Source organism: Bradyrhizobium sp. HKCCYLR20261 (genome assembly GCF_051168435.1).
In the GTDB taxonomy this organism is placed as follows: domain Bacteria; phylum Pseudomonadota; class Alphaproteobacteria; order Rhizobiales; family Xanthobacteraceae; genus Bradyrhizobium.
Map to the genome: position 1 here is coordinate 172,871 of NZ_JBNPUZ010000014.1, position 17,792 is coordinate 190,662.

Annotated in this window: 9 protein-coding genes; 5 read left to right on the forward strand and 4 right to left on the reverse strand. The window is 65.0% G+C overall.

The annotated features are described in order from the left end of the window. Positions 1-364: 364 nt before the first annotated feature. A complete protein-coding gene (locus ACQR1L_RS26745; RefSeq protein ID WP_434860901.1) occupies positions 365-3,091 on the reverse strand; it encodes an autotransporter domain-containing protein in 2,727 nt (908 codons plus the stop codon). Positions 3,092-3,351: 260 nt separating this feature from the next. After that, positions 3,352-7,077 (reverse strand): YhdP family protein, encoded by a 3,726-nt coding sequence (locus tag ACQR1L_RS26750; RefSeq protein ID WP_434860902.1) that lies wholly within the window; start codon positions 7,075-7,077, stop codon positions 3,352-3,354. A 533-nt stretch (positions 7,078-7,610) separates the two neighbouring features. Between ACQR1L_RS26750 and ACQR1L_RS26755 the strand changes: the two genes are divergently transcribed. The 4 genes from ACQR1L_RS26755 (at position 7,611) to ACQR1L_RS26770 (ending at position 12,779) form a co-directional block, all read left to right on the forward strand. Next, the gene (locus ACQR1L_RS26755; protein ID WP_434860903.1) at positions 7,611-8,354 is read left to right on the forward strand and encodes a peroxiredoxin; all 744 of its coding nucleotides are present in this window, start codon (positions 7,611-7,613) and stop codon (positions 8,352-8,354) included. Between the two features lie 105 nt (positions 8,355-8,459). Continuing rightward, on the forward strand, positions 8,460-9,821 hold the full coding sequence (locus tag ACQR1L_RS26760) for a peptidoglycan DD-metalloendopeptidase family protein (protein ID WP_434860904.1): 1,362 nt from the start codon (positions 8,460-8,462) through the stop codon (positions 9,819-9,821). Between the two features lie 110 nt (positions 9,822-9,931). Next, on the forward strand, positions 9,932-10,330 hold the full coding sequence (locus ACQR1L_RS26765; protein WP_434860905.1) for a hypothetical protein: 399 nt from the start codon (positions 9,932-9,934) through the stop codon (positions 10,328-10,330). Between the two features lie 172 nt (positions 10,331-10,502). Continuing rightward, positions 10,503-12,779: a TonB-dependent receptor gene (locus ACQR1L_RS26770; protein ID WP_434860906.1), complete on the forward strand. Its 2,277-nt coding sequence runs from the start codon at positions 10,503-10,505 to the stop codon at positions 12,777-12,779. 41 nt (positions 12,780-12,820) lie between these two features. Here the strand turns inward: ACQR1L_RS26770 and ACQR1L_RS26775 are convergent, their stop codons facing one another. Next, positions 12,821-14,068: a LysM peptidoglycan-binding domain-containing protein gene (locus ACQR1L_RS26775; protein ID WP_434860907.1), complete on the reverse strand. Its 1,248-nt coding sequence runs from the start codon at positions 14,066-14,068 to the stop codon at positions 12,821-12,823. A gap of 149 nt (positions 14,069-14,217) precedes the next feature. Then, a complete protein-coding gene (gene metC, locus ACQR1L_RS26780; protein WP_434860908.1) occupies positions 14,218-15,399 on the reverse strand; it encodes a cystathionine beta-lyase in 1,182 nt (393 codons plus the stop codon). A gap of 862 nt (positions 15,400-16,261) precedes the next feature. Between metC and ACQR1L_RS26785 the strand changes: the two genes are divergently transcribed. Next, the gene (locus ACQR1L_RS26785; protein ID WP_434860909.1) at positions 16,262-17,446 is read left to right on the forward strand and encodes a reverse transcriptase domain-containing protein; all 1,185 of its coding nucleotides are present in this window, start codon (positions 16,262-16,264) and stop codon (positions 17,444-17,446) included. Positions 17,447-17,792 lie beyond the last annotated feature (346 nt).

Genomic DNA, 17,792 nt, shown 5'->3' on the forward strand with positions numbered 1-17,792 from the left:
CGTGGCGTCGCGCGGGGCGAACGGAGGGGCCGTTTCATCCAGGATGCCGCCGCGTTTCGATCAGATGGCATCCGATCAGATCAGCATGCGACCTGCTGGATAGCTCACCAGGTGGCGCCCGATGAGATGCGGGCCATTAAGCGTCGGATGGTTACGGCAGACTGACGCTGGGGCTTTGCCGTGCCATCTTCGGCCGATCGAGACCCTATGCGTCCCAAGACACAGCAATGCGCGCGGCCACCACGAAGAAGATCATACGCAGTAGACGTTCCGGTACGATTTACGGCACGATCATGATCGGCAGCCGGCTCGGCCTGGCTCTGAGATCGTGGAGACAATCCTCCAGCACGGCTACGCGCAGCCGTTACCACGCACAGCGCACGACGGCCTTGCCGGCATACGAGCGTGTGACGTTCGAAAACTCTCCTTCGAACGTCGCGGCCGCGGTCCAGCCGGTCGCCCAATGCATCTCGACAGCGGCGCTGGTCAGCGCGGACTCTGCTGCCTGCGCCGCGCCGTTGACGACAAAACCCGCCGCCGACACTGCCTGGAATGTCGCGGCAGCTGTGCGGTCGGGGTTGAAATCATGCGCCCAGGCGAGACGGCCTCGAAGCGAAAGCACACCATCCGCCGCAATGAACGACTTGTCAGCGCGCAAGCCGAGCTCGCTGCGGGTATCGGTCGCGCTCCTCGAGGCGTAGTTCAAAGCGAAGGTTGCGGCACCTGAGACCACCTGCTCCGCATAGAACGGCAGAGCGACGGTGGTGACCTGCGCCGCCGCATAGGGCGCAATGCCAACGCCGCCACTCCACGGCACGATGAGACGGTAGCCGCCTTCGACCCGACCGGAATAGGCGTTGGCATCGAACTCCGCGCGGAGATGGTCAACGCCCGCGACCGTCACGTAACGATCGGTCACGATGGCCTGCCAGCCATAGGCCAGGGCCGCGGAAAGATAGACCGGTCCGTCCGTGTGGCGCATGTATCCGCCGATCTGGAAAAGGTCGGAACGTCCCGAACCGAGCACGTTGATGCCGAAATTCGTGCCACCCCCGGCGATCGAGAAGCCCGCCAGCGTATTCGGCGAGAACAGGTAGTCGGCACCGGCCGCCGCGCCGTAGATCCGGCTGGTCGTGTCATTCGATCCTGCGCTCGCACGTCCGTTGCTCGACTGCGAAGCGCCGAAGCCAGCGGCCCACACGTTCCAGCGCTGCGCAAAGGACAACGATGGCGCTTTTGTCACCATCGCGAACGCATCGGTCCGCCGATCCGCCAGGCTTGTGTTGCTCTCTCCCGCGAACCGCGCTGAACCGGACGAAGACGCCGGAAACGCCGGCGTGCGTTGTGTCAGAGGATCGGTGAGCAGCCCCACGAATTGGCCCATGGCATCGAACGTGGTCTGCTGCGGTGACGTCCCGATCTCTCCTGAAGCCTGGGTCAGCCCGTTGGCCGTCAACCCGGCATAGACGAACGGGATTCCACTGCTGCTGAACACATTGACCAGCGCATTCCCCACTGCCGCCTGGTTGCCGTTGAGCCCGCCGGGAAGTCCGTAATTGAGGATCAGATCGAGGTAGACGTCCTTGGGGGTGTAGCTCAGGGCCGTATGGAAATTCGCCGGCAGATCGGTCGTCACCAGTGTCGAGAATCTCGTGTCGTTCAGACCACCTGCCGCTGACAAGATCGTGTATCTCCTTGTCACGTAGGAAGCTGGACTGAAAACCGCATTCACTGTGCCCGACAGCGCTGCCGTTCCCGACACAACCATCTGGTCGGACGCGGTGGGCGATACCTTGACCAGATAGGTTCCGCCCGAAGTGAGGATGAGATTGCCGCTGAGGCTCGTTGTCTGGATCGCGGTGCTTCCGCCCGGAGCAAGCACGCCGCCGTTCGTCAGCGTACTGCCATCGCCGAGGACAATCGAAGCGCCCGGCGCGAACACGGCACCCGCCAGATTGTTGAAGCTGTTGGTCCCCGTCCCGAGATTCACGCTGCCGATGACCGTTCCGGAGTTATTGATGAGGTCGTTCCCGGCATCCCCGCGGATGGCGGTGCCTGCGACGCCACCTGCGCTCGTGATTGTGCCGCCATTCGTGAGGACGTTGGAGTTGCCTCCTTCGAACCAGACTCCGGCCCCCGCCCCCTGACCGCCCGAGATCGTGCCTGCAAGGTTGGCAACGAGGATATTGCCATATCCACTCGCGAAGGCATGGATGCCATAGGAGCCGTCGGCCGACGCCGTGATGTTGCCGCTCGAAGTGATGGTCGTGCCTTGGCCGAAAAAGGGTAGTCGGGCCAGGATGCCATCCGACCCGCTTCCGCTGGTGACGATGTCGCCGGTTGAAACGATGGTGATATCACGGCCCGCAGCGCTGATGCCGGGCGAGTTGCTTCCAAACGTCGTCAGGTTGCCTCCGGATGAGATCGTCGTCAGGGAGCCGTAGCTGAATGCGGCAATGGCGGCGGAATTCGCGCCTGCAGTGACGACGTTCCCATTCGAGGTGAGACGGCTGGAGAAAGTTAGAGCCTGCGCGAGAAGGCCGTAAGAACCTGCTCCATTGGTCGAGATGTCGCCGGTCGAGTCGAGGGTCACTCCTCCGCAGCAGCTGGTGATGGCGGCAATTCCGGATGCATTGGTCCCGCTGGTCGAGATGTTTCCGGTCGACCGGACATGCGCGCTAAGGCCCGGCTCGCCGGCGCTGTAGGCCAGGATTCCTGAACCTCCCGTCGCGGAGATCGCCCCGCGGAAGGTGAGATCAATGTTGCCCGGAGTGCTGAAGAACACGCCGGTGGCACCCTGGGTGGTGATTTGAAATGCGCCGAGATCGATGGTGCCCGAAATGTCGGGACCCGATTGTCCCATCGAAATCCCGGCCGTGCCCGCGTTCGGGGTCATATTGTTCGTCAGCGAATTGACGGAAAGCGTGGTCACGGGCGAACCGACCGCAACGCCCGCCGACAGATCTCCGGTGCAGGTTTCGACAGTTCCGCTGATCGAGCAGCCGGCGCGGACTGAGACGGGCGCAACAATCAGCCCCGACAGCGCGAGAAAGCTGGCACGCCGCGCGACCAGAACAACCGAGTGCTTCAAAATGGAGCCTCAGGAAAGTAATAAACTACCTGAAGCATAACCCCCATTTCTCGCGTGCCACAATCTGATCGTGCGACGACGGCCCCCCTGAATCTAAAGGGTGTGCCACGCGAGCCACAGAGACACGCATGTGCGCTGGCCGTCCGATGATCGCTCTCGACCAGCTTGGGCGAGATGCCTCGCGCCTGACGTGCACATCACAACCGATAGCAATCATCGGGGGGGGGGGAAGCGAGCCCAAAGGGACTCTGATAGCGGCGTCAGTTGTTAGGCGGCAGCTCGCCCGGCGGGTATTGCTGCTTGCCGGTGTTGAAATCCATGATCTTGCGCGTCACGCCCGGCAGCATCGCCGAGATCGGATTGATGCGCACCACCGGCTGGCTCGGCGTGCCGACGACCTCGTAGGTGACGCCGAACAGGCCCTCGTTGCTACCGCCGAGGAACAGACCGACGATCGGAATCTGGTTGAACATGTTGTTCAGCCCGTACAGCGGCACGATCGTGCCGGAGGCGCGGACCTGGTTGACGTTGTAGTCGATGCTGCCTTCGATGGTCAGGCCGAGCGTCGGCCCCTTGACCACGCCGTCGCGGATCGAGAGCAGGCCGTTCTGCCGCGTGAACTCCGCGCGCAGCATCGTGAAGGCGATGCCCTGCGACGCCGGCTGCGTGGCGCCGGAGGCGGCGCGATCGAGCGCCTGCTCGCCCCTGACGGTGAAGTTGCGGACGATCGCGAGGCCTTCCTTGGGGCTCGTGTCCGCCGTCGGCGGCTCCATCGCGAGCTCCAGCTCGCCACCGGCCATCTTCGAATAGGTGTCGGCAAAGCGCAGCAGCGCGCCGGCATCGTTGGTGACGAGATAGATCACCTCGCGGCCCTGCCGTCGCGCACGCGGATCGGAGCTCGGCGCCTCGCGGCCAACGCGGATGTCGGCGGTGACGGGCGTGTCGCGGCCAACCTTACCGCTCAGGTTGAAGCTCTTGAACGCGCCGCCCCGCCGCGACAGCTTGACGTCGACGCTGCGCAGCGCCTCGCCATTGTAGCCGGCGACGGCGCCGAGCTTGACCTCGGCATCGAAGTCGAGATTGGAGCGCGCCTTGTTCTTGTCGGCGTCCTTGTTGCTGCCGGAGATCGCCGACTTCAGGAAGCCGCGGCCGTCGAACACGTCGCCGCGCATCGACAGCTTCAGCACGCCGTCCTGGCCGCGCTCGGCCTTGAGCTGCGTCTTGTCGCCTTCCGACGGCGAGTAGGTCGGGAAGTTGGCGTTCATCAGGTCGCCGTTCTGGTCGATCTCGAGCGAGCCCTTGATCGAGACGCCGCCGCCTTCGATGTTGATATCCTCGAAGCGGGTCGATTGCGGCTTGGCGACCACGTTGAACGTCGCCTTGCTCGATTTGCCGGGGTTCTTGACCCAGCCCGGCAGGAGGTTGTCGAGCTTGAGCTGGGTCAGATCGGCCTCGACGCCGAGCCGGCTGTCGCGATCGGGCGAGCCGGCGATCTTGCCGTTCAGCTTGAGCGGCACGTTGCCGGAGATCGCGGTGCCCAGATCCACGCCGAGACGCGCCCGGCTGGCATCGTCGAGGATCGCCTGCATCTTGATGTCGGCATCGCCCTCGTTCGGCTTGCGATAGTCGAGCGACGCCGGCTGGCCGTTGATCTTGACGTCGCCCTTGACCTGGTAGCCCTGCGTGCTGGCGACGATCTTGAGCGTGTTGGCCTCGAGCTTCTGGTTCATCACCAGCTTGTCAGCGGAAAATCCGCTGAGATCGGCAGTGACCGTGTAGTTGGTGTCGGCCTTGGTCAACTCGCCCTTGACCGGCATCGCCAGATTGATGCTCGCCTTGAATTCGCCCTTGGTCTGGTTGGGATCGATCGGAAAGGACGAGAGATCGTTGAGCCGGTCCGAGGACAGGATTTCGGCCGCGGCTGCGACCGGACCATCGACACGCATGCGCACTCGCGACGGCGACGGCTTGGGCGCCATGTCCGGCACTTCGAACACGAGGTCGGAGAAGTTCAGCTTGCGGCCCGCCGGCGTATCCGCAACGCCCTGCCCGACGGTCACCGTCGCGGTGCGGCCGGTGACGTGGGCCTTCATGTCGGCATCGCGCACCGCGGGCAGGCCGTCGACCGGACGCACCGTCACGTTGGTCGCGACGACGTTGACGTCGAGACCGTCGTCGGGGATCGGCGGGCCCTTGCGCGGCAGGTTGCGGGTCGGCGAATTCACCGCGATGTCGATCCGCTGCACGTTGCCGCGCTCGATGCGCTCGATCATCCAGGCCCGCACCTCCGGCACGATGAGCGCCGGCCAGATCCGCTTCATCGCCAGCGCCGGCATCGGCGTGGCCGCGAATCCAAGCTTCAGCCGCGGCTCGCCGGCATAGTCGACGCTGCCGGTGCCGGCGACGCCGATCTCGCCGTTGGACACCTCGGCCTGGGTCAGCAGCACGCGCTTGCCCTCGGTGTCGAAGCGGAAGTTGATCGAGATGCGGTTGAAGATCAGCGGGGCTTCATCGGCGATCGCGCCGAGCACGATGGTGCCGCTGTTCAGCCCGAGCCGCCAGTCGTTCACCGCGTCATTCGGCGGCTCGAGATTGGCGTTCAAGGTGATGCGGTTGGCGCCCGAGATCACCCTGAAAGGCGCCACCAGCACGCGGCGGCCAGCGTCCCAATCCATGCTGATCTCGGCGGAGTCGATCGCCATCGGGTAATCGGGCGTGTCGGTATCGATGATCTTGCCGGCGCCGATGTTGATCTTGCCGCGCAGATAGGTCGGCAGCCCGTCGCGCGCGAGCTCGCCCTTGATCTCGCCCGTCATCGGCAGGTCCGCCATGTAGGTGAGATCCTTGAGCCGCATCGCCAGCAGGATGTTGCTCGTCGACACCTTGTCAGCCTTGATGTCGATCGACCGCACGCCGTTCGTCTGCGGTCCCACCAGCACGCGCAGCTGCCAGGGCTTGGCACCCTCCTCGCCGAGACTGAGCGCCACGCCGCCACCGGAGGGCCGGCGCAGGCTGAGGCTGATGTTCTCGAAGGTCCATTTGTTGCCGCGCTGCTGATCGTCGACGATCAGCACGCCGTTCTTCAGACCGATCTCGTTGAGGTTCTGGCCGTCGAGCCCGGTCAGGCTCAGGCTGTCGAGCCAGTCGAGGCCCGCCAGCAGGCCGTTCTGCGCGGGGGCCGCCGGCGGCGTCCCTGCCGGGGATGTCCCTGCCGACTGCGCGACAGGCGCGCTGCTGGGCGGAGCCGCAGCATTCGGCACGGTGATGGGCTGCCCCGGCCGCGGGAAGGTCGGCGGCAGGCCGGCGTCACGCTTGGAGGCGACACCGGTCGCCAAGGGCTTGTTGGTCTCGCCGGTCGAGACGGTGACGGTGCCGTCCGGAGTGATGCGAATCGCAAGCTCGGCATCGACCAGCTTGAGGCTCTCGGCCCGCAGCTGACCCATCAGCAGCGCCGCGCCGGACAGCCGCACCTCGGCCTTGGGCGCGCTTGCGACGATGGCGTGATCCTGATCACGCACGATGATGTCGCGGATGCGCACCGCGATCCGGATCCGGCCGGCGCGCTCGATCTGGGTGCCGCCGACTTCGACCGTGTTGCCGTGTCCGATATTGTCCTCGATCGCCGCCGCAAGCCACGGCGTCGCCAGATCGAGATTGATGGGTCCGGCGCCGAGCCGCCACCACAGGCCAGCGAAACCGACCGACAGAACCAGAATCAGAACGGTGAGCGTCAGGACGACGCGCTTGATCAGACGTCCACCCGGCGCGCGCGACCGCAGACCACCGCCGCGGCTCGTTCCGTCGTGCGAATCGGCATGCGACAGCAGCCGGCGGGTACGCTGTCCCGCCGCCGGATCATACGCCTCATCGTGCTCATGGGGCGCGTCTTCGTACTGGTCAGCCACGTCCCAGTCCGCGTCATCCCACTGTTGGCCCTGGGTGTCCGCTTGCAGATGGGGCCGGTGGGGTGATGTCTGTCTTGCCATTGCCTCTCGGTGCCGGCCCCTCGTGTCCGAAACATTCGTGCCAATCCGGCCTTGGCCAGGTTGGTCGCCGGTGTGGCCCCGCGCGTTCAACGGGCGCGCAGGCCGACTGGCCGGCGTTGCCCGATCCCCAATGATCCCGTCACGCTTCGACGGGGGCTGTCAACCACGCACGCTGTCAACAACGCACGCTGTCAACCCGGCCGCCTGTCTCGTCACACGACGGTCGGCCGCAAATCCCTTTCACTATACCCCGCCGCTGTCGGGTTTGCCCACCCGCCCGCGCCAGCGGCTCGTGCCGCCACCATCCCGCGAAATTTGTGACGGCGACGCCTGATCCGGAGACAGTACGAGAAACGTCATTGCACTTGTGCTCAATTGCGCTGGTCCGTGCTCGTAGCCGTGATGTTCCCCTCGTCGCAAGAGGCTCTCCTCTGCGCGCGGCAAAGCACGAATGCCAGAGCGATCCCGGGACACCGGACAAGAACCGGGACGGTTTCAGTTTTGAGCCGCCGAAAGCGACGAAAGGAAGGCGTATGTCAAAGGAATCACAAAAGAAATCCTCCAATCCGGCGTCATACGGGAAAGCCGGCGGGAACCGGCTCGCCACCGCCGCCAAGAAGGCCGTAACCAAGACCGCCAAGCCGGCAGCGGCCAAGAAGAGCGCCTCGGCGAAGGCGCCGAAGAGCAAGGCCGGCGCCAAGACTAGCGCCAAGACGAGCGCCAAGCCTGTCGCTGCAAAGTCGGCGGCCCCCAAGGCGGCCAAGACACCTAAGGCCCCGACGGCGAAGCCTGCCGCTGCCGCGGCAACCGCGTCCGGGCTCGCCGAAGGCGCCAAGGCGCCCGCCTTCAAGCTGCCGCGCGACGGCGGCGGTACCGCCTCGCTCGCCGACTACGCCGGCAAGAAGCTCGTGCTGTTCTTCTATCCCAAGGCCAACACGCCCGGCTGCACCAAGGAGGCGATCGACTTCACCCGCCTGTCGAAGGAGTTCGCCGCGGCCGGCACCGCCGTGCTCGGAGTCTCGGCCGATTCGGTCAAGGCGCAGGACAATTTCCGCGACAAGCACGACCTCGCCGTTCCCCTGATCTCCGACGAGACCCACGAGATGCTGGAGGCCTACGGCGCCTGGGGCGAAAAATCGCTCTATGGCCGCAAGTTTCTCGGCATTATCCGGAGCACGGTGCTGATCGGCGCGGACGGCCGCGTCGCCAAGGTGTGGCGCAACGTCAAGGTCGATGGCCATGCGGATGCGGTGCTGGCGGCGGCCAAGCAGCTGTAGGACTGCGGGATTGGGTGTTGGGGAAAAATTAACCATGCAGGGGTCAAATCGCTCCCGTAAATGACGCCGCTGGACCGACGATCTCCGGCCGGCGCGGGAGTGTCGATGTCGCATCGTTCCGGCCAGTACGCCGAATATCCCCAGCACCATCCTCATGACCGCGGACGCGCTGTGCAGCAGCGGCGGACGCCGGTCACTCACCCTGCCCCGGCACCGGCGGCGTCGCAGAGCGACTACACGCTGGTGCATGCCGGCAAGCAGGTGCGCATCGGCCCGGTCGTGTTCTGGATCGTGGTCGGCACCGTCAGCCTGCTCGGCATCTGGTCGGCGGCGACCGCGACCTATTTCGCGTTTCGCGACGACGTGCTGACGCGGCTGATCGCCCGCCAGGCCGAGATGCAATATGCCTATGAGGACCGCATCGCCGAGCTGCGCGCCAAGGTCGACCGCGCCACCAGCCGGCAACTGCTCGACCAGGAGCAGTTCGACCAGAAGCTCGACCAGATCCTGAAGCGCCAGACCGCGCTCGAAGGACGCGCCACCGCGCTCGGCAGCATGCCCGACATCACCGGCTCGATCCGCCCGCCGGCGCGTGCGCCGGCGATCGAGCCGTCGGCCGCGCCGGCGACGCCGAAGCCCTCGCCGATCAGCGACACCGTCATCTTCACCGCGCCGCCGGACCGCGAAGCACGCCTCGAATCGCGCAGCCCCGTGCTCGCCAATGCGCAGCCGAATCCATCCATCAAGCTCGCCGGCGTCGACAACGTGCTGACGCGGCTGACCCGCTCGCTCGACCAGGTCGAGGCGCGGCAGATCGCGATGCTGGCCTCGGCCGAGGAAACGCTGGAATCGAAACTGCGCCGGATGCGCGGCGTGATCACCGATCTCGGCCTCGACATGGGCCAGCTCGAAGCCGCGACGCCGAAGGGCGGCATGGGCGGCCCGTTCGTGCCGGTCAAGCTCGGCGCCGAGTCCGGCCCGTTCGAGCGCCAGCTCTATCGCATCAGCATCACCCGCGCGCAGGTCGAGAAGATGAACCGCACGCTGTCGCTGGTGCCCTATCGCAAGCCTGTGATCGGCGAGGTCGAGTTCACCTCGGGCTTCGGCGTGCGCACCGATCCGTTCCTCGGCCGCCCCGCCATGCACACCGGTCTCGACTTCCGCGCCGCGACCGGCGATCCGGTCCGCGTCACGGCCAACGGCAAGGTCGTCAACGCCGGCTGGGCCGGCGGCTATGGCCGCATGGTCGAGGTCGACCACGGCAACGGCCTCTCCACCCGCTACGGCCATCTCTCCGAAATCAACGTCAAGATCGGCCAGCAGGTGAAGATCGGCGACATCGTCGGCGAGGTCGGCTCGACCGGCCGCTCCACCGGCCCGCATCTGCACTACGAGACCCGCATCGACGGCGAAGCCGTCGACCCGCAGAAGTTTTTGCGGGCGGGCGTGCGGCTGAGCGCGGGCTAGAACCATCATCTCGACACGGACGCGGCGCGCGACTGACGCGCGGCGGCGTTGCGCGATCGCAATAGTTACTCCTCCGCAGCTATGCTAATCATGCTGCGGGGAATAAAGCCGTGCATCGCATCGCATCACATCGCAGCCAACTGACAGGCGTCGTCGCCTGTGCGATGGCCTATGTGCTGGCGCTGCAGGTCACGCTTGCCGTGAGCCTGAACGCCTGGCTGCCGCCGAGCTTTGCCTTCGCCTTCGGTGAGATCTGCCACGAGCGGATCGACGGCAATCCGCGGCTGGCGGACCGCACCGACACGACGGAGGCGCCCGCCACCGTCTCGGCGGCGCATTGTCCGCTCTGCGTCACACCCGCCTTTGCGCTACTGCCGCCGCCCGATGCGCCTGCCGTCAGGCTGCGGCGCGTGCTCGGCATTGCGTTTGAACCGATTGCGACGCTGCACGTCGCGATCACCGAGATCGACGCCGCCCATCGGGCGCGCGCGCCGCCCGAGGCCGCCTGAACGGCGCTCGCCGCACCTTCCCATAACAGATGCGTCCCATGCCGCCTCCGTGTCCACGGAGCCGCAGCGTGATGGTGCGCCCCTCTCGGCATCACCGGCCGGGCGCCGCCTGCGCGCGCCCAGCTCCTGACCTCATGCGCAGATCTCTGCGCAGCATTCTTTCGAGCTTCTCATGTCGAACGCCATATCGGGTCCGCAGCGGCCCACATCCTCTGCCGCGTTGCTCGCGGCAACCGCACTCCTCTGCTCGACCGCCACCTCCGCCCTCGCCCGCCCCGCGGAGTCGCTGCCGACCGTGACCGTCGATCCGGCGCGTCCGCGCGCCGCCAAGCCAAGGCCGGCGGCGAACCATCCGGCGCACGAGACCCGTGCGCCGGCCGCCCGCCCGGCCGAACCGGCCGCACGCCAAGACACGGCGCCGGCCGCCGCGAGCAGGACTCTGCCGGCCCGGACCGCTTTCGATCGCGCGTTGTCCGCGAGCGATTCGGCGGCTCTGGTCGGGGATCTGCCGGGCGGCGCGGCGTGGGGCGCCGGCGGCGTCTCCAGCCTGCCCGCGATCAACGGCATGGGCGCCGACCGGCTGCAGGTCGCGATCAACTCGATGCTGATCTCGCCGGCCTGTCCCAACGAGATGAATCCGCCGCTGTCTTTCGTCAATCCGGCGATGGTCGCGAAGATGCGCGCCTATCTCGGCATCGGGCCGGTCTCGGTCGGCGGCGACTATATCGGCAGCCGCATCGACGTCACCACCGCGCCGCCGGCCTTCGCGGCCACCGATGGCTGGGTCGCGAGCACGCGGCTCTCCAGCTTCTTCCGCAGCAATGGCAACGGCTACGGCGTCGATGCCACCGCCACGGTCGCCAATCGCGACACCAGCGTGACCTACACCGGCGGCTGGGTCCGATCCGGCAACTACAAGGCCGGCGACGGCTCGACCGTGAAGTCGACCTTGTACGAGACGCAGAACCACGCCATCAGCATCTCCAAGCAGAGCTTCGGCAATCTGTTCACGTTCCAGATCGGCGGCCAGTTCATCCCGTACCAGGGCTATGTGAACCAGTACATGGACATGGTCTACAACCGCGGCCTGTTCGCCAACGGCCGCTACGAAGGCGCGTTCGACTGGGGCACTCTCGAGGCCTCGGCCTTCGTGCACCAGATCCGGCACACGATGGGCTTCATCGCGCCGGACAAGGTCTCGGACATGCCGATGGACACCAAGGGCCTCGACGGCGGCTACGCGATCAAGGCGACGATGCCGGTGTCGGGCGCGGACCTGCTGCGCGTCGGCAACGAGCTCGCGATGAACCGGCTCGACGACTGGTGGAATCCGGTGGCCGGGTCGATGATGATGGGCCCGAACAGCTTCATCAACATCAATGGCGGGCAGCGCAACCGCGTCGGCACGTTCGTCGAATGGGAGCGGCGCTGGGACCGGCAATGGACGTCGATCATCGGCCTGCGCAACGACGTCGTCTGGATGAACACCGGCAACGTCGCGGGCTACAATGCGATGATGTACGGCGCTGATGCGAGCGCCTTCAACGCCGCCGACCACGCGCGCACCGACGTGCATCTCGACGGCTCGGCGCTGGTCCGCTACGAGCCCGACGCGCTCAGCCAGTTCGAGCTCGGCTTCGCCCGCAAGACGCGCTCACCCAATCTCTATGAGCGCTACGCCTGGTCGACCAATGCGATGGCGATGCAGATGATCGGCTGGTTCGGCGACGGCAATGGCTATGTCGGCAATCTCGATCTCAAGCCGGAGAAGGCGCACACCGTGAGCTTCACCGCGGGCTGGCACGATCCGGCGCAAAAGCTCTGGGACATCAAGGTCACGCCCTATGCGAGCTACGTGCAGGACTACATCGACGTCGACCGCTGCCGCACCGCGACCTGCCTCGCCAGCAACCCGGCCAACCTGACGACGAATACCGGCTTCGTCTTCCTGCAGTTCGCCAATCACGACGCAACGCTCGTCGGCGTCAATGTCGAGGGCCGCGTGACCGTGTGGGATGACCTGACCTACGGTCACGGCCAGATCCGCGGCCTGATCGGCTATGTCAGGGGCCGCCGCACCGACGGCGTCGATCTCTATCACATGATGCCGATCAACGCGAAGCTGGCGCTCGACCATCATCTCGGCGGCTGGACCAACTCCATCGAGCTGCAACTCGTCGGAGCCAAGGATGTCGTGAACCAGGTCCGCAACGAGCTGACCACGCCGTCCTACGCGCTGGTCAATCTGCGCACCGGCTATGAGTGGCAGCACGTGCGGGTCGACCTCGGCGTCGACAATCTGTTCAACCGGACCTACACGCTGCCGCTCGGGGGCGCCGATCTGGTCGACTACAAGACGGTGTCGATGATGGGCTCGTCGCCCGCCTATGGCTATTCCGTCAAGGGGCCGGGGCGATCGCTGAATGCACGGCTGAGCGTGAGCTTCTGAGGAGGCGCCGGCCCGCAGCGGCAGGCTGCGGGCCGCACCCTCTACGGCTTCGCCGGAATCGTGAAGACCTGGCCGGGATAGATCAGATCCGGACTGCGGATCTGCTCGCGGTTCGCCTTGTAGATCACGGCGTAGCGCATGCCGCCGCCGAGCACGCGCCGGCTGATGTGCCACAGGCTGTCGCCGCGCGCGACCGTCACCGTCGAGATCCTGGACTCGGTCTTCGCTGCAGGCGCGATGGCCTCGCCCGGATCACCCGCGGCCGCGAGCAGCGTCGGCTGCGCCGCCGGGCGCGCCGTTTCGGCCGTGGTCGGAGCCGCGGCCGAAGCCACCGATGCGGTCGTCAACGTGTCGTCGGGCAGGCTCAGCGGCACTTCGGCGCGCGCCTGCACGGAGCCCGAGGCGGCATCGACCTCGTCGAGCCTGACGCGGTCGTCGCCGGCCCGGCTGACGCCCTTGCCGACGGTGATGCCGAGACGTCCATCGGCGCCCGCGACCGTCGAGGAGATCAGCCGGTCGTTGAGATACAAGCGCACCGTTGCCCCGGGACGCGCGTGACCATTGATGCGGAGCACGCCGTCCGATTCATGATCGACCGCGTCGACCGCCAGCGCCTGCGGGATCGCGGCACTCGGCTTGGAGAGCACGCGCGTCGGCTCATCCGGCGCCAGCAGCGCCACCGTCGCCGGCTGCCGGCTCACCTCGACATTCACGGCCACGCTCTGCTTCGAGATCACCTCGCGGCCGTCGGCCAATTTCGACCGCAGCGTCAGCGCGTAGCTGCCAGCCGGAAGCCGTGAAGGCACCATGGCGAATTGCCCGGCCCGATCGGCGACGGCCCGGTCATGCACCTCGCCATTGCGCAGCAGCTCGACCGTCGTGCCCGGCGCCGCGCGCCCGGCAACGACCGCGTCCCCGGAGGGATCGACATTGACCACGTCGAAGGCCGGCAGATCGGTCTGAACGGCCGCTTGCGGAGCCAGCGAACCCAGCACGTCGGCAAGGCCGCTGGCCTGCTTCTGCACCCTGGCGAGCGGGCTTGCAGCCCGCTCACTTGCCCCCTGCTCCTGGCTGCGGAGGCCTTGCGCCGCTGTCTGGATGGGCCCGGCGTCGCGCAGCGCTCCGGCGACCACATTTGCCGGCTCCCGCGTGGCTGTCGTGTCCTGCGCCCTGATCGCGGGATCACGATTGGAGATCGGACCGAGCACGAACACGAAAGCTGCGGCGGAGGCCGCAAGCGCCGCCACGCCGAGGATGACCCCGACCATCGGCTTGCCGTTCAAGATCATGCGTCGGTCCGTCCCTCATCATGTCGATGGCGCGCGAATCGCCCATATCATTCGTGTTCGACAAACACCATTACGGCAGCCCGGCGGCGAGACCGTAGCATTCCGGACTGCTGCACCACGTCAGCATCTGATGCAGACCGGCCACAACGCTATGCGCTCGCGGACGTCGACACGCCGAGGGCTTCGAGAAAGCGCGACAGGTCCTCCCACAGTTCGCCCGGCTCCTCCAGGCCGATGCTCAGCCGCACCAATCCCTCGCGCTCATCCCATGGCCTGATGGTGCGGCCGGCCACGACGTCCATCGGCGCGATCAGGCTGTGCGTGCCGCCCCATGACGCGCCGATCGCAAACAGCCGCAGCTTGCCAAGCGCCTGATCGATGCGTGGCGTGCGCTCCGGCTTGATGACGATGCTGAACACGGTGCTGGCGCCGGCGAAGTCGCGCGCGAACACCTCGTGCCCCGGGCAGGACGGCAGCGCCGGATGCAGCACGCGCGCCACCGCGGGCGCCTCCTGCAGGCGCTTGGCAAAATCCAGCGCGACGCGGCTGGAATGCGCCATGCGCACGCCCATGGTCTCGATGCCGCGCAACGCCAGCGCCGCCTCGTCCGGCGACACGCCGATGCCGAGCACGCCGAGCACATCCTTCAGCGCCTTGCGCAAGCTCAGATCCTTGACCGTGATCGATCCGAGCAACAGGTCGGAATGGCCGCCGACATATTTGGTCAGCGCCTCCACCGCGAAGTCGACGCCATGGGCCAGCGGCTTGAACAGCAGCGGGCTGGCCCAGGTGTTGTCGCATCCCGTGAGCACGCCGCGCGCTCTTGCCGCCGCCACGATCGCCGGAACGTCCTGCACCTCCATCGTGCCGGACCCCGGCGACTCCATCCAGATCAGCCGCGTGGCGGAATCGATGAGCTCGGCGATGCCGCTGCCGATCAGCGGATCATAGATCTGGTGGGCGATGCCGCGTTCGGCCAGATAGCCGGCACACAGGCCCTTCACCGGCGGATAGACGTGGTCCGGGATCAGCACCTTGTCGCCGGGCTTGAGCACGGCAAGCATCGTCATCGCCACCGCAGCCTGGCCGGACGGCACCAGCACGGTGCGCTCGCCACCATGGAGCGCCGTGAGCTGCGCCTCGAGCGTCCGCGTGGTCGGCGTGCCGTGCAGGCCATAGGTGTAGCCGTCGAGCCCGCGCTCCGCCCGCCGCGCGAAGGCCTGCGGGTCATCGTAGACAATGGTCGAGGCGCGATAGGTGGCGACCGAGAGCGACTTGAAGCCGTCGTGGGACACTGCGGGATGCCGAACGCAGCGGGTGAGATCGTGCATGGGAACCTCGTGAGACAAGGCTAGCATGGTATCTCAGATGGCGCGAACCGAGGTACGTTCTGCAAATATTAGCAAGGATTCGACGTCTGATTGCCACGCCGAGCGGGCGGATCTGGTGTTCGCGACAATTCGTAACCAAAGCAACCTTAGCTGCTCAATCGCAGCCTTGATCATCACAACAGAACGATCTCCTCACGCGCCGGGCACCGCCGGCAAGCCCCCAAAGTAGGACCTTTCGTTTCACACGATATCGCCCGTATTCAGGCGCGAACCGATTGATACAACCTGTGGATAGCGAAAACTGCTCTGTTCCTGCGCGACCGTTTTCGGTATGTTCTTTTTGTTGGGATTCGCTTTTCCCTCGGGGACGACCCTCGCAACGTTGTCTGTAGTTCGACCGAGCAGTTGTCGCGCGCGAGCGTGCTGGCTGCAAAGGTCGCCGACACAACAGGTGCGTCATCGACGCAATCCTGTCGTCAACAGAAAACGGAGGAGCCAATGCCTGGGGTGCGTAATTCGAAACGGGCTAAGCGCATTTGTAACGGCGCCGCCCGAGGCGGGGAGCGGTATCGCAGCACGCAATGTTCATGGTTTGTTCTGATTGCTATTCTGGCGCTCGGAGCTAGCCTGAACCAATATGCACCGCGATCGTGCAAAAGCGCGATTGGCGCTGCTGTCGTAGGTGTAACCGAGCAGTTGGCGCGCGCGAGCGTGCTGGCTGCAAAGGTCGCCGACACAACAGGTGCGTCATCGACGCAATCCTGTCGCCGCTGCAGCAGGCTTGGGTAGCACCCAAATGATCGTTCCCAAGCCTGTGAGTAGCAGATGGCCTAAACCGCTCCGACTGCTCTCGAAAAGTAGATTGAAGGAAGTATGGTCTGATTCTAAAGACGCGACTTCACGCGCGGGAAGTCCAGGTATTGATAATCAAACTGCACGGCAGTTCGCTGCCAACCTTGACGCCAACCTGTCTGAAATCGAGAAGAGGCTTCGTGCTGGGTCCTTCGGATTCTCCCGCCTGCGTCCAATATTTATCGCAAAGCCAAACTCAAACAAAGAGCGGGTTATCTGCGTTCCAACAGTGCGCGATCGATTAGTCCAGCGAACGATCGTCGAGCACCTCACATTGTCGGAAGCTCTTCCGATCTATAACTCTTCCTCATTTGGCTTCGTAAAAGGCCAGGGCACAGCAAAGGCTATTGACCGTGCCGTTGAACTACGCTCGTTGTACGATTGGTGCGTAAAGGCAGACATTGAGGCTTTCTTTGATCAAATTTCGCGAAAACAACTAAAGGAGCGCGTGGCCGCCGCGCTTCCGCGGCAGAGCCTAGTGCCCCTAATCTGGAGTGCGATTGATTGTGAAGTCAGAGGGACAAGGGAGGTACTTGAACGGATTGCTCGCCAAGGCATCCACCCCGGACGCGGCATACGCCAAGGCATGCCTTTGTCGCCTCTACTCGCAAACCTAACTCTCTCCAAGTTTGATAGAACAGTTGAGCGGGAGAAGATCCCGATGATCAGATATGCTGACGATCTGCTAATGTTCTTTTCTACCAAAGAAGAGGCATCAGCAGGACGAGAGTTTGTTGAGAAGCATTTGTCATTGATTGGCTTAAAGCTTTCGCAAGCGAAAACCTCGATCTACGGTCCAAAGGACAATGTCGTATTCCTGGGACTAGAAATCGCCTTTCTCGACAAACTAGGGAAGTTTGTTTCACGCGTATCCCGGCCTCAGATACGAAAAATTCGCGATCGCCTCGAAAGCGAATTCACCCTCGAAAAGCTCACTAACGAATCGGTCGATATGAGCGCAGCAACCGTTAGGCTGTCACGCTCAGTCGCAGCATATTTAGGAGCGTACCAGAAGGCTCACGATTTTGTAACGCTTCGCTCGGAGTTGGAGAGGTGCATGAAGGAAATTCAAGCAAACCTCTATGTCGAAGTTTTCGGTCCAACTGCATTCGATCGTTTGGACGATCGAGCCCGTAAGTTCCTAGGAATATTTGATCCGGCCATACCTCCCCCCTCTGAAGATTTCGATCACTAACCCCAAAATTTACGGTTCGAATTTTTCCATTTCTCTTTTCCAGAAATCATGTATGATGCTCGCCATCCCGTCCCGCTGCGAGGGGCGTACGCGTCGTCACGGACGTTGGGGCGGGGATGCGGTGGACGTGGCGGCGGTGCACGACGGGCATCGCGGCGCGGACGGCGAAATCGCGTGGTCCTGACCTCCCGACGCTGAGGTCAAGCCGGTGCCGGCAGACGCAAGGCATCGACGACGGGGGAAAGAAAGCCCGGTCCCCGGGGAGATCGCGTATAAGGTGCGCCGTGGAAAGGCGCGGTTCTTGAGAGGGTGAAAGTCCCTTCCGGCAAAGGTCGTTCCAGCCGGT